The sequence below is a fragment of the Streptomyces sp. BK239 genome, from assembly GCF_004217285.1.
Classification (GTDB): Bacteria; Actinomycetota; Actinomycetes; order Streptomycetales; family Streptomycetaceae; genus Streptomyces.
In genome coordinates, this window is record NZ_SHKS01000007.1 from 135747 (window position 1) to 148937 (window position 13191).

The following is a 13191-nucleotide window of genomic DNA, read 5'->3' on the forward strand; positions in this document are numbered from 1 at the left end:
GTTCCCACCCGTTCCGAGGCGGCGGTCTCTCAGACGGCCGCCGTGGCCTGGGGCTCGTCCTGGGCGAACTGGGTGCGGTACAGCTGTGCGTAGCGGCCGTCGGCGGTGAGGAGTTCGCTGTGGGTGCCCTGTTCCACCACGCGGCCCGCTTCCACGACCAGGATGAGGTCGGCGGAGCGCACGGTGGACAGGCGGTGGGCGATGACGACCGCGGTGCGGTCGTGCAGCGCTTCGGCGAGCGCCTCCTGGACCGCCGCCTCGGAGGTGTTGTCGAGGTGGGCGGTGGCCTCGTCGAGGATGACGACGCGCTGGCGGGCCAGCAGCAGCCGGGCGATCGTCATCCGCTGGCGCTCGCCGCCGGAGAGGCGGTAGCCGCGTTCGCCGACGACGGTGTCGAGGCCGTCGGGCAGGGAGCGCACGAGGTCCTCCAGACGGGCCCGGCGCAGCGCGTCCCACAGGTCCGCCTCGTCGGACTCGGGGGCGGCGAGGAGCAGGTTGGCGCGGACGGTGTCGTGGAAGAGGTGCCCGTCCTGGGTGACCATGCCGAGGGTGGAGCGCAGGGACCGCGCGCTCAGCTCGCGGACGTCGACGCCTCCGATGCGGACCGCGCCGGAGTCGACGTCGTAGAGGCGGGGCAGGAGTTGGGCGATGGTCGACTTGCCGGCCCCGGAGGAGCCGACGAGGGCGACCGTCATGCCGGGCTCGGCGCGGAAGGAGACGCCGTGGAGGACCTCGGCGCCGCCGCGGGCGTCGAGGGCGGCGACCTCCTCCAGCGAGGCGAGGGAGACCTTGTCGGCGGCGGGATAGCCGAAGCGGACGTCGTCGAACTCGACGGAGACCGGCCCCTCGGGGAGGTTGCGGGCGTCGGGCCGCTCCTCGATGAGCGGCTTCAGGTCGAGCACCTCGAAGACGCGCTCGAAGCTGACCAGGGCGCTCATCACCTCCACCCGGGCCCCGGCGAGGGCGGTGAGCGGGGCGTACAGCCGGGTCAGCAGCAGCGCCAGGGCGACGACGGCGCCCGGGTCGAGGGAGCCGGCCAGGGCGAGTCGGCCGCCGAGGCCGTAGACGAGGGCGAGGGCCAGGGCGGACACGAGGGTGAGGGCGGTGATGAACACCGACTGGGCGGTGGCGGTGCGCACCCCGATGTCGCGGACGCGGGCGGCGCGGGCGGCGAACTCCGCCGACTCCTGCTCGGGACGGCCGAACAGCTTCACGAGGGTGGCGCCGGGCGCGGAGAACCGCTCGGTCATCCGGGTGCTCATCGCCGCGTTCAGTCCTGCCGCCTCGAGCTGCATGGCGGCCATGCGCCGGCCCATGCGCCGGGCGGGCAGCACGAACACCGGCAGCAGGGCGAGCGCGAGCAGGGTGATCTGCCAGGACAGCGTGAGCATGACGACGAGGGCGACGACCAGGGTGACCACGTTGCTGACCACTCCGGACAGGGTGTTGCTGAAGGCGCGTTGAGCGCCGATCACGTCGTTGTTGAGTCGGGAGACGAGCGCTCCCGTACGAGTACGTGTGAAGAACGCGACCGGCATCCGCTGCACGTGGTCGAACACGGCCGTGCGCAGGTCCAGGATGAGCCCCTCCCCCAGCGTCGCCGACAGCCGTCTACCGAGGACGCCGAGCGCCGCCTCCAGCACCGCGATGAGCGCGATGAGCAGGGCCAGGCGGACGACGGCGCCGGAGTCGCCGTGCGACACGATCGTGTCGACGACCCGCCCGGCCAGTACGGGGGTGGCGACGGCGAGCAGCGCGGTCACCACCCCGAGCAGGACGAACAGGGCGATGCGGCGGCGGTGCGGACGGGCGAAGCCGTAGATGCGGCGCAAGGTCTGGCGGTCGAAGGGCCGGCGCTCGTGCCGGGCGTTCATGACGCTGTACAACTGCGTCCAGGCGGTGGTCTCCATGCTCATGCGAACGACGTTAGAACCTCGAGCATTGTTGAGGTCAAGATGACGATGTCTGCTCCACTGCCGCAGTCCACGCTGCGGCCACCCCTCGTCGAGGCGGCGGGGACAGCCTCTGCGGGTGTGAGCCCGGTCCACGCGCCCGAAGCGCCCCTCGTCCGCCGCCGGCCGGCCGGGCGCGTTCCGGTGCGCAGGGCGCTGTGCCTGCTGCCCTTCGTCCTCGTCGGGGTCCTCGCGGTGCGGCACCGGTCGGTGCTCGCCGACGGACTCGGCCAACTGCGTTCCGCGGAGTGGCCGTGGCTGCTCGCGGCGGCCTGCTCGACATGTCTGACCTGGGTCGCGGCGGCCTTCACCCGGCAGGGCGCGGTGGTGACCAGGCTGCCCCGACGGCGTTTGCTGGCCACGCAGTTCGCGGCGGGCGCCGCCAACCATCTGCTGCCGACCGGTCTCGGCGCTAGCGCGGTCAACCTGCGGTTCATGACGGTGTGCGGGGTACCGCTGGCGCGTTCCTCGGCGGCCCTCGCGCTGTACGGGCTGGCGCAGACCGCGGCCCGTACGGCGCTCCTCGGCCTGCTGCTCCTCGCCTTCCCGGGCGCGCTGCGGGTCGGCGCGCTCCTGCCGGACGGCGCGCTCGGCCCGCTGCTGGCGGCGCTGGCCGGCGCCGCGGTCCTGGCCGCGGGCGCGCTGCTGGGCGTACGGCGGCTGAGGTCGGCCGTGTGCGCGCTGCTGCGCACGGCGCTGACCGAGGCCCGCGCGGTGCACGCGCGTCCGGCGCGGGCGCTGGCCCTGTGGGGCGGCGCTCTGGCGTTCCCGCTGCTCCAGGGGGCCTCCCTGGCCGCGGTGGGGCGGTCGTTGGGCCTCGCGGTGCCGCCCGCGCATCTGCTGGTCGCGTATCTGGCGGCGTCGGCGGCGGTCGCGCTGGTCCCCACACCGGGCGGGATCGGCTCCCTGGACGCGGCGCTGGTGGTGGCGCTGGTGGCGGCGGGCGCCCCGGCGGCGGCCGCCACGGCCGCGGTCCTGGCCTACCGCATCATCACCGTGTGGCTGCCGCTGGTGCCGGGGACGTTGACGCTGGGCGCGCTGGTGCGCCTGAAGGTGGTCTGAGCCGGGACTTCGGCGGCTTCCGGGCCGGTCGCGCGGTGCGAACTACCCTGGGGGATACGGCAGGATGAGTCGTCGCGCCGGTCCGGTGGACGGGCGCCGACGCACTTCCCGGAAACTCGAACAGGTGATGACGTGACGAGACCTCACATCCGGTCGTGGACGGCCCCGTCGGCCGCGGAGCGTTGCCCCGGAGGCGCCCGGTGAACCGATCGCTGACCGTGCACGACCTCGTGTTCTGTGGAATCGCCCTGGCCACCGGTCTGTTGGTGGCCTTCCTGTCGCGCACGCTGCTGCGCTGGCTTGCGGGGCACGCCAAACGCACCCGCTGGAGCGGCGACGACGTCATCGTGGACGCGCTGCGCACGGTGGTGCCGTGGGCGGCGATCGCGGGCGGCGCGGCGGCGGCCGCGGCGGTGCTGCCGCTGACGAGGACGATCCAGCACACCGTGAACCAGTGCCTGACGGTGCTGCTGATCTTCGTGGTGACGCTGTCGGCGGCACGGGTGGTCGCCGGGCTGGTCCAGTCGGTGACCTCCGCGCGCTCCGGCGTCGCCGGTTCGGCCACGATCTTCGTCAACATCACCCGGGTGCTGGTCCTGGCGATCGGCTTCCTGGTGGCGCTGCAGAGCCTCGGCATCTCCATAGCGCCGATGCTCACCGCCCTCGGCGTCGGCGGTCTCGCCGTGGCGCTGGCCCTTCAGGACACCCTCGCCAACCTCTTCGCGGGCATCCACATCCTCGCCTCCAAGACCGTCCAGCGCGGCGACTACATCCGGCTGAGCAGCGGCGAGGAGGGGTACGTCGAGGACATCAACTGGCGTCAGACGACGATCCGCGCGCTCTCCAACAACCTGGTGGTCATCCCCAACGGGGAGCTCGCCAAGTCGAACATGACCAACTTCATGCGCCCCGAGCAGCAGTTGACGATCCTGGTGCAGGCGGGCGTCGCCTACGACAGCGATCTGGAGCATGTGGAGCGGGTGACCCTGGAGGTCGTCGCCGAGGTGATGACCGGGATCACCGGCGCGGTCCCGGACCACGAACCGGCCGTGCGCTTCCACACGTTCGGCGACTCGCGGATCGGGTTCACCGTGATCCTGGGCGTGGGCGAGTTCAGCGACCAGTACCGGATCAAGCACGAGTTCATCAAGCGTCTGCACCGCCGCTACCGCGAGGAGGGCATCCGCATCCCGGCCCCGACGCGGACGGTGGCGCTCCAGCAGGGCGCGGTGCTGATCCCGCAGCAGCGGGTGTCCGACGACGCCGTGCAGGGCGGGGCGTCGGCCCTGCACGACTGAGCGCCTGAACGGCTGTGCGCGGAGGCGGTTTTGAGCCCGTGCCGGAGCCTCGCTCCGGCACGGGCTCACCTGTCGGGTCCGGGAACCGGTGTACCGCGTCTCAGTGAGCGTTTGATTCTCGGTTGTCCGTTTCATTTGGCTTAGTTGTCACGCCAGTTGGTGGTGCTTTCGTGGGTGAGGCGGCGGGTCATGAGGTTGATGGCGGCGAGTTGGATCATGGCGGCTGAGCGGTGGGGGTGGGTTTCGTAGTCGCGGGCCAGGCGGCGGTGGTGCATGAGCCAGCCGAGGGTGCGTTCGATGACCCAGCGGCGGGGCTGGACGTGGAAACCGCGGGTGGTGGGGTCGCGTTGGACGATTTCGAGGTCGATGCCGAGGTGGGCGGCTTGTTCGACGGCTTTGGTCTTGTAGCCGTTGTCGGCCCAGGCTTTGGTGATGGTGGGGTGGCGCTCGCGGACTTTGGTGAGGAGTTGGGTGCCGGCGGCGGAGTCGTGGACGCTGGCGGCGGTGACGGCGACGGCCAGCAGGAGGCCGAGTGTGTCGGTGACGATGTGCCGTTTGCGTCCGATGATTTTCTTGGCGGGGTCGATGCCTTGGCTGGTCAGGTGGACGGTGGCGGAGGTTTTGATGCTCTGGCTGTCGATCAGGCAGGCGCTGGGCTCGCTGGTGCGGCCTTCGGCCTGGCGGACTTTGCCGCGTAAGAGGCCGGTGAGCTGGTCGAAGATGCCGTCGGCTTCCCAGTGGGCGAAGTAGCCGTAGACGGTCTGGTGGGGCGGGAAGTCGTGGGGCAGGTAGCGCCAGGGGATGCCGGTGCGGTCGACGTAGAGGATGGCGTTCATCAGGGCGCGCAGGTCGTGGGTGGGTTTGCGGATGCCGTTGCGGGCCTGGCGCCAGGCTTCGAGGGTGGGGCGGATGAGTTCCCAGCGGGCGTCGGACAGGTCGCTGGGGTAGGGCCGTGAGGGCTGCATGTTGCCTGGGTATGCGGTGGCGGCCAGCCTGGGCAGGGCGTGTGCGGGGGCGTTGGGTGCATCGGGGCGTGTGTTCTCAATCTAGCGTGAACCGGTGGGTTTCTAAATGAGACAGGAGCTTTTGTAAGGAACCCGGCGCATAACTGGTCTGCCGACTGCCGCAGAAGCCGTTTTTCCGGCGTTTCACTTGGTTCAGTGTTCGTGTCTGGCCGCTGAAAACCGGCATGAACTAATCAATAAGCGAATCAAACGCTCACTCAGAGCGTGGCCGAGTTGTCGTGCCGGCCGGCGCCGGTGCGGGCGTCCGGGCGGACGAGCGACTGCGGCACCGGCGTGACCGTCCAGTCGGGGTGGCCGGGCATCCGCGGGGTCGTCGTCCCGTAGAGCCACTCGCGCAGGAATCCGCTCACGTCCTGGCCGGAGACGTGCGAGGCGACGGCGATGTAGTCCTCGGTGGAGGCGTGGCCGTCGCGGTGGCGGGCCAGGAAGGCGCGCTCGACGGCGTGGAAGGCGTCCTCGCCGATGAGCTGGCGCAGCGCGTACAGGACGAGGACGCCGCCCAGGTAGCGCTGGCTGTCGAAAAGGTTGGCCGCGTTCGGCGCGGCGACCGGTCCCGAGGTGCGGCGCCACTGGTCGCCGCGGGCGTAGGTGTCCTTCATCCGGGCCTCGAACGTGGTCAGGCCCAGGGAGTCCGCCCAGCCCCGCTCGTAGCGGTACAGCAGCCCGTAGAAGTCGGCGTGGCCCTCGTTGAGCCACAGGTCGGCCCAGGTGGCGGGGCTGACGCTGTTGCCGAAGTAGGAGTGGACCAGCTCGTGCATCATGTGCGAGCCGATCTTCTTCTCCTCCTGGAGGAGGTAGTTCGGCTTGTACAGGGTGAGGGTCTGGGTCTCCAGGCCCGTGAAGTCGAAGGCCTTCGGGTCGTCGGAGTTGCAGGGCAGCAGCCCGTACGTCTCGAAGGGGTAGGCGCCCAGCCGGGCCTCGATCCATTCGACGAGGTTCGGGGTGAGCGCGAGGGCCGGTTCGAGGGCCTCGGCGCGGGCGGTGGGGACGATGTCCCGCAGCGGCAGTCCGTGCGGGCCCTGCCGCTCCTTGACGACGTAGTCGCCGACCGTGATCTGCACCAGCTCGGTGGCGACCGGGGAGCCGGAGCGGTAGGTGTACGCGGTCCGGCCGCCGCTGAGGCGTTCGGTGCGGACGAGCCGGCCGGTGGCGACACCGCGCAGGTTGTCGGGGACGGTGAGCCGCACGGTGAGGCCGGCCTTGTCCGAGGGGTGGTCGTTGCACGGGAAGACGGTGTGCGCGGAGTTCGGCTGGGGGCACACCGCGAAGCCGTCCGGGGTGGGCACCCAGGCGGTGTGCGCCAGCGTGCGGCGCGGGTCGGCGGTGTAGGCGACGCGGACGGTGGTCCGGCAGCCCTCGGGCAGCGGCCGGGCCGGGGTGATCCGCAGCTTCTCGTCGGCCTGCTCGAACGCGGCGGGGCGGCCGCCGACGTGGACCGACCGTATGTCGAGGCCGAGGGCGTCGAGGGAGAGCCGGCTCAGGCACTGGGTGGTGGTGATCTCGACGGCGGCCGTGGCGTCGACCAGGGCGGTCGTGGCGTCGTAGGCCAGGTCGAGGTGGTAGGCGCCGACGCGGTAGCCGTCGTTGCCGAGGCTCGGGTAGACGGGGTCGGAGAGGGTCTCGGGGCCGGGGGCGCTCTTCGCGGCGGGCGCGCGGCGCCGGCCGGACGCCGCCGGAGCGGTGGCGGCCGCGTGGGCTGCGGGGGCCGTGGTCAGGGCCGCGGCGGTGCCGATCAGGGCGATCGCGGGAGCGGTCACTCGGGTGCGATATCTCATGGTCTTCTCGGTCTGCTTTCGCTGGGCGGCCGGTCGGTCGCCTCCGGCCGTCGGGAGGGCGGATCGAAGATCTACCTCCTTGACGACATGGGGAAGCGATTCGGTTGCCCGGACGGACGCAGAGCTCCGCGAGCGGGGCGACCGGGGGGGGCGGCGAGGGGATCGCGCGGACCGGTGTGCGGACCCCTGTCGAGCCGGAGACGGTCAGGAGATATCTTGATGTCGAGCAATGTTGCAGACGTGGAGCGGAGCACCCGGTGACTGACTCGACCATCATCTATACGCACACTGACGAGGCCCCGGCCCTGGCGACGTATTCCTTCCTGCCGGTGGTCCAGGCGTACGCCTCGCAGGCCGGTGTCGCCGTGGAGACGCGGGACATCTCGCTCGCCGGGCGCATCATCGCGGTGTTCCCGGAGTACCTCACCGAGGACCAGCGCATCCCGGACGCGCTGGCCGAGCTGGGCGAGCTGGCCAAGACGCCCGAGGCCAACATCATCAAGCTGCCGAACATCTCGGCCTCGATCCCGCAGCTCAAGGCCGCGGTCGCCGAGCTCCAGGGCCAGGGCTACGCGCTGCCGGACTACCCGGACGAGCCGAAGACCGACGAGGAGCGCGAGATCCGCGCCCGCTACGACAAGATCAAGGGTTCCGCCGTGAACCCGGTCCTGCGTGAGGGCAACTCCGACCGCCGCGCCCCCGCGTCGGTCAAGAACTACGCCAAGTCCCACCCGCACCGCATGGGCGCCTGGACCTCCGAGTCCAAGACGAACGTCGCCACCATGGGCGTGGACGACTTCCGCTCCACCGAGAAGTCCGTGGTGATCGCCGAGGACGGCGCGCTGCGCATCGAGCTCAAGGGCGACGACGGCTCCACGACCGTCCTGCGCGAGTCCGTACCCGTGCTGGCCGGCGAGGTCGTCGACGCCTCGGTGATGCGCGTCGCCGCGCTGCGCGAGTTCCTGACCGCGCAGGTCGCCCGCGCCAAGGCCGAGGGCGTGCTGTTCTCCGTGCACCTGAAGGCCACGATGATGAAGGTCTCCGACCCGATCGTCTTCGGTCACGTGGTGCGCGCCTTCTTCCCGAAGACATTCGCGCGGTACGGCGAGGCGCTCGCCAAGGCCGGTCTCACCCCGAACGACGGTCTCGGCGGCATCTACAAGGGCCTGGAGGGCCTGCCCGAGGGCGCCGAGATCAAGGCCTCCTTCGACGCCGAGCTCGCCGAGGGCCCCGAGCTCGCGATGGTCGACTCGGACAAGGGCATCACCAACCTGCACGTCCCCTCCGACGTCATCGTCGACGCGTCCATGCCGGCGATGATCCGCACCTCCGGTCACATGTGGGGCCCCGACGGCCAGGAGGCCGACACCCTCGCGGTCCTGCCGGACTCCTCCTACGCGGGCGTCTACCAGGCCGTCATCGACGACTGCCGCGCCAACGGCGCCTACGACCCGTCGACGATGGGCTCGGTCCCCAACGTGGGTCTGATGGCGCAGAAGGCCGAGGAGTACGGCAGCCACGACAAGACCTTCGAGATCCCGGTCACGGGCACGGTCCGCCTGGTCGACGCCTCCGGCGAGGCCCTGATCGAGCAGGCCGTCTCCGCGGGCGACATCTTCCGCGCCTGCCAGACCAAGGACGCCCCGATCAGGGACTGGGTGAAGCTGGCCGTCACCCGCGCCCGCGCCACCGGCGACCCGGCGGTGTTCTGGCTGGACGAGACCCGCGCCCACGACGCCAACCTGATCGCCAAGGTCAACGCCTACCTGCCGGAGCACGACACCGAGGGCCTGGACATCCGGATCCTCGCCCCGGTCGAGGCGACCAAGCTGTCGGTGGAGCGCATCCGCCGCGGCGAGAACACCATCTCCGTCACCGGCAACGTGCTGCGCGACTACCTGACCGACCTGTTCCCCATCCTGGAGCTCGGCACCAGCGCCAAGATGCTGTCGGTCGTCCCGCTGATGGCGGGCGGCGGCCTCTTCGAGACGGGCGCCGGCGGCTCCGCCCCGAAGCACGTGCAGCAGCTGGTCCGGGAGAACTACCTGCGCTGGGACTCGCTCGGCGAGTTCTTCGCGCTGGTGCCGTCCCTGGAGCAGTACGCCAAGCTCACCGGCAACGGCCGCGCCCAGGTCCTCGCCGACACCCTGGACCGCGCCACGGCGACCTTCCTCAACGAGGACAAGTCCCCGACCCGTCGCGTCGGCGGCATCGACAACCGCGGCAGCCACTTCTACCTGTCCCTGTACTGGGCGCAGGAGCTGGCGGCGCAGACCGACGACGCGGACCTGGCGAAGGCCTTCGCCCCGCTCGCCGAGACGCTCTCCGCGAACGAGCAGCGCATCGTCGACGAGCTGAACGCCGTGCAGGGCCAGTCGGCCGAGATCGGCGGCTACTACCAGCCCGACCCGGCCAAGGCCGCGAAGGTGATGCGCCCGTCCTCGACGTGGAACGAGGCGCTGGCCGCGTTCTGAGCCGGCGCCGGGCCAGGCCCCTCCAGCTGACGCCGTCCCGACGGTCGTGAGCCGGGGCCCGGCCCACCCCCGCGACACCCCTCCGCCCCGACCGGCGCACCGCCGGCCGGGGCGGAGCGCTGTCGGGCCGGGGCCCGTACGCACGCAACGCCTCACGCACAGGAGTCATCGCATGTCCGCCGACGCCGCCTCCTTCTCCCTCCTCCCGGGCGCCGAGGGCTCCCCGGTGATCCTCCATGTGCCGCACTCGGCGCGGGCGATACCGCCCGAGGCGCGCGCGGGCATCGTGCTCGACGACGGTTCGCTGGAACGGGAGTTGGACCACATCACCGACGCGCACACCGCGGAGATCGCGGAGCTGGCGGCCCGGTCGGCGCGCCTCGCGCCCTGGCGGTTCGTCAACCTGCTGTCGCGGCTGGTGGTCGATCCGGAGCGGTTCCCGGACGAGCGGGAGGAGATGCTGTCGGTGGGGATGGGCGCGGTGTACACGCGGACCACGCACGGCCGGGCGCTGCGGCCCGCCGGCGCCGATCCCGGGCCGCTGGTCGACCGGTACTTCCGGCCGTACGCGCGGGCGATGAGCGAGGCGGTGGGGGAGCGGCTGGCCGCCGTCGGGCGAGCGGTGATCATCGACGTGCACTCGTACCCGAGCGAGCGGCTGCCGTACGAACTTCATGGTGACGGGCCCCGGCCGCCGGTGTGCCTGGGCACCGACTCCTTCCACACCCCGGCCGCGCTGACGGCCGCCGCGCGAGAGGCGTTCGCGGCTGTCGGGGAGACCGGGCTGGACAGCCCGTTCGGCGGGACGTACGTACCGCTGGAGTACTACGGGTCGGAGCCGAGGGTGTCCGCGCTGATGGTGGAGATCCGCCGCGACACGTACATGACCGAGCCGGGCGGCCCCGCCGGCCCCGGCCTGCCGCTGCTCGCCGCCGCGCTGGCCGGGCTGGTCGAGGCGGTCTCCGTGTGACCAGGTCCCCAGGCGGCTAGCCTCGGGCAGCTCACCTCGGGCAGCTCGCGTCAGGCTGCTCGCCTCATGCGCGGAGCCACTCCGTGACGACGACCTCGCCGCCGGTGCGCAGGCGCAGGGCGAACGGGCCGGCGGGCGGGGCGTCGGCGGTGAAGCGGCCCATGGCGTCGGCGGTGAGCACCGCGCCGGCCCGGGGGCCGTCGAGGATCTCGATGGCGGCCGGCTGCGGCGGCAGCAACTGCCCCATCAGACCGTGCTCGGTCACCTCCACGTCGACGGTGAGCCCGCCGGTGTCGAAGGTGAGCATGCGCGGCGCGTCCACGGCGCCCCGGACCGGCACGGCGTCCACCAGCGAGTCGAAGGTCAGCTCCGCGACGCGGGCGTCGAGGTCGCGCAGGGCGAACGCCTCGACGGCGATGCGGCGCAGCTCGGCCGGGACCGGGTCGAGGACGGCGACCGCTTCGCGCAACTCCTCCTCCAGGCCGCTGTGGTCGTCGGCGCCGCTCGGGACGTGGTCGTCGTTCATGGCGTTCACAGTGCTCCCCGTGCGTCGAGTCGGGAGCGCAGGCGGCGCAGGCATCGCTGGCGCATCGGTCCGATGCTGCCCACCGCGATGCCGAGCGCGGCCGACACTTCCTGGTAACTGGGCGGCGGCGAGGAGATCAGCACCCGCAGCAACTGCCGGCAGCGCTCGCCGAGCGCCTCGAACTCCTGCCAGAGGTGGCGGACGCGCTCGCTCCGCTCGGCCGCCTCCTCCGAGTCCAGCACCGACTGCTCCGGCGTACGGTCCTCGCTGACCCGGTCGAGCAGCTGGGGATCGTCGGTCGGGGTGAGCCGGCGCAGGCCTTTGATCACTTTCAGGCACTCGTTGCGCGCGGTGCTGGCCAGCCAGGAGCCCGCCTTGTCGGGTTCACGGATCCGCCCGAGGTGCTGGGCGAAACGGAACCACACGGTCTGGTACACCTCGTGCGCGTCGGCCTCGGAGAGCCGGTGTGCGCGTACGACGGACCACACCAGCGGGCTCAGCCCTTCGACGAGTCCCTCCCAGGCCGCCGTGTCACCGTCGACGGCGGACCGGACGAGCACGCCGACATCACTACGGTCCACGGCCCCACCCCTCGTGTACGGCATGTCATCGTACGCCGTGACGGGGGCCGCCTCGCTCCTCATGCCGGCCTCATACGGATGCGGTGAGCTGTCCGACCGCGACCGGACGCCAGGTCGGCGGGCGCAGCGCCGGCACATGGTGTCCGCGCACCTCGGCGAAGTCGGCTTCGGCGGCGAGCAGTTGACGGGCCGCGGCGCGCGGGTCGGGCACCTGGTGCGCCTTCATGTGGGCGGCGACCAGTCCGGCCACGAGGGGGGTGGCGAACGACGTCCCGCTCCAGGAGGCGAGCCCTTCGAACATCACCTGGTCCGGCTTGCCCTCGCCGGCCGCCCGGGTCTCGCTCAACACCCCTGTGTGACGCGGCGACTGGCAGGTGCAGGAGTAGCCGAAGCCGTAGCGGCACACCTCGTAGGTGGAGTGCTGGTAGACGTACGGGACGGGGCGGTCGAAGCCGGTGAGGGCGCTGACCAGGCGCTCACCGGGGGCGTAGACCCTCACCCAGGGGCCGTGGTTGCTGAAGCAGGCGCCGAACTCGCCGTCGCCGCGCAGCGCGCCGACCGAGAGGACGGCGTCGGCGTACTCGGGCAGGGCGGCGTAGGCGGCGGGCCAGAACGGCGTGGCGCTGGCGTTGTTGCCGGCGGCGGCGACCAACAGGGTTCGCCGGTCGCGGAGTTCGTCCATGAAGGCGGCCGCTCCGAGCAGTCCGTCGACGCGGCCGTTGGAGGTGCCGGCGGAGAGGCTGAGGATGTCGGGCCAGCCGCCCTGCTCGACGGCGTCGAAGAGCCGGTCGCCGAAGTCGTACTCCAGGATCGCGCCGGCGTCGTTGAGGGTGTTGCGCACGGTGACGTCGGTGTCGGGGGCGACGGCGGCGACGAGTCCGGCGATGAACGTGCCGTGGCCGACGTACTGCTGGAGGACGCCGTCGGGGTCGGTCTCCTGGATCTGCGCGTCGCCCTCGGTGCGGTCGAGCAGCGGGTAGGAGCGGTAGTCGTGCATCAGGCCGGTGTCGACGACGAGGACGGACACGGCGCCGCCGTCCTCGTCGCGAGCGGCCCGGGCGGCGGCCGGGTTGGGTGTCTCCCCGGACGCGACGGGCACCGGCTCGTCGCCGGGGCAGGCGTTGACCGCGATGGACACGACGTGGTTGCGGCTGACGAGCCGGCGGCCCGTGCGGTCCTCGGCGCCCCGCAGGGCGCGCAGGGCGCCCGCGACATTGCGGTCGGCGCCGGGCACGCCCTGGCCGGGGTCGCCGACCTGGATGCGGGTGATGCCGGAACGGTTGGTCCGCGGGCCGGCCCGGCGGACGTGGTCGGGGACGAGGCCGTCGGTGGCGGTGAAGTGCGCGCGGACGGCGTCCTCCACGACCTGCGCCTCCTCGCCGTCCCGGGCGAGGACGACGCCCTTCTCGTAGATGAACTCGGCGGAGTCGTCCGGCCCCATGGCCAACGGGACGCCGGGAAGGGCTCGTTGGATCTGCTCGAACTGCTCGTGGAATCGCTGTGGCGCCATGGCGTGTCCTCCCTGAGC

Annotated in this window: 10 protein-coding genes; 4 read left to right on the forward strand and 6 right to left on the reverse strand. The window is 71.9% G+C overall.

The features are described from left to right. Window positions 1-29 precede the first annotated feature (29 nt). Window positions 30-1916: an ABC transporter ATP-binding protein gene (locus EV567_RS22345; RefSeq protein ID WP_165430457.1), complete on the reverse strand. Its 1887-nt coding sequence runs from the start codon at window positions 1914-1916 to the stop codon at window positions 30-32. 198 nt (window positions 1917-2114) lie between these two features. Here EV567_RS22345 and EV567_RS22350 point away from each other — a divergent pair, with 198 nt between their 5' ends. After that, window positions 2115-3014 (forward strand): lysylphosphatidylglycerol synthase domain-containing protein, encoded by a 900-nt coding sequence (locus EV567_RS22350; RefSeq protein WP_347400505.1) that lies wholly within the window; start codon window positions 2115-2117, stop codon window positions 3012-3014. A gap of 200 nt (window positions 3015-3214) precedes the next feature. Further along, window positions 3215-4312: a mechanosensitive ion channel family protein gene (locus EV567_RS22355; RefSeq protein WP_130442887.1), complete on the forward strand. Its 1098-nt coding sequence runs from the start codon at window positions 3215-3217 to the stop codon at window positions 4310-4312. 140 nt (window positions 4313-4452) lie between these two features. Here the strand turns inward: EV567_RS22355 and EV567_RS22360 are convergent, their stop codons facing one another. After that, window positions 4453-5277 carry an IS5 family transposase gene (locus EV567_RS22360; RefSeq protein ID WP_130442889.1) on the reverse strand — a complete coding sequence of 275 codons (825 nt, stop codon included), beginning with the start codon at window positions 5275-5277 and terminating at the stop codon, window positions 4453-4455. 257 nt (window positions 5278-5534) lie between these two features. Beyond that, window positions 5535-7112, reverse strand: a complete 1578-nt coding sequence (locus EV567_RS22365; RefSeq protein ID WP_130442891.1) for a M1 family metallopeptidase — start codon at window positions 7110-7112, stop codon at window positions 5535-5537. Window positions 7113-7369: 257 nt separating this feature from the next. Here EV567_RS22365 and EV567_RS22370 point away from each other — a divergent pair, with 257 nt between their 5' ends. Continuing rightward, window positions 7370-9586 carry an NADP-dependent isocitrate dehydrogenase gene (locus EV567_RS22370; protein ID WP_130442893.1) on the forward strand — a complete coding sequence of 739 codons (2217 nt, stop codon included), beginning with the start codon at window positions 7370-7372 and terminating at the stop codon, window positions 9584-9586. A 172-nt stretch (window positions 9587-9758) separates the two neighbouring features. After that, a complete protein-coding gene (locus EV567_RS22375; RefSeq protein ID WP_130442895.1) occupies window positions 9759-10556 on the forward strand; it encodes an N-formylglutamate amidohydrolase in 798 nt (265 codons plus the stop codon). A 64-nt stretch (window positions 10557-10620) separates the two neighbouring features. Here the strand turns inward: EV567_RS22375 and EV567_RS22380 are convergent, their stop codons facing one another. Genes EV567_RS22380 through EV567_RS22390 form a run of 3 tightly spaced genes read right to left on the reverse strand, consistent with a single transcriptional unit; the run spans window position 10621 to window position 13173 of the window. Continuing rightward, the gene (locus tag EV567_RS22380) at window positions 10621-11082 is read right to left on the reverse strand and encodes a hypothetical protein (RefSeq protein WP_242620961.1); all 462 of its coding nucleotides are present in this window, start codon (window positions 11080-11082) and stop codon (window positions 10621-10623) included. Window positions 11083-11087: 5 nt separating this feature from the next. Then, window positions 11088-11687 carry an RNA polymerase sigma factor gene (locus tag EV567_RS22385; protein ID WP_207228837.1) on the reverse strand — a complete coding sequence of 200 codons (600 nt, stop codon included), beginning with the start codon at window positions 11685-11687 and terminating at the stop codon, window positions 11088-11090. 46 nt (window positions 11688-11733) lie between these two features. Next, window positions 11734-13173, reverse strand: coding sequence for a S8/S53 family peptidase (locus EV567_RS22390; protein WP_130442899.1), 1440 nt, complete (start codon window positions 13171-13173; stop codon window positions 11734-11736). Between the last annotated feature and the right edge of the window lie 18 nt (window positions 13174-13191).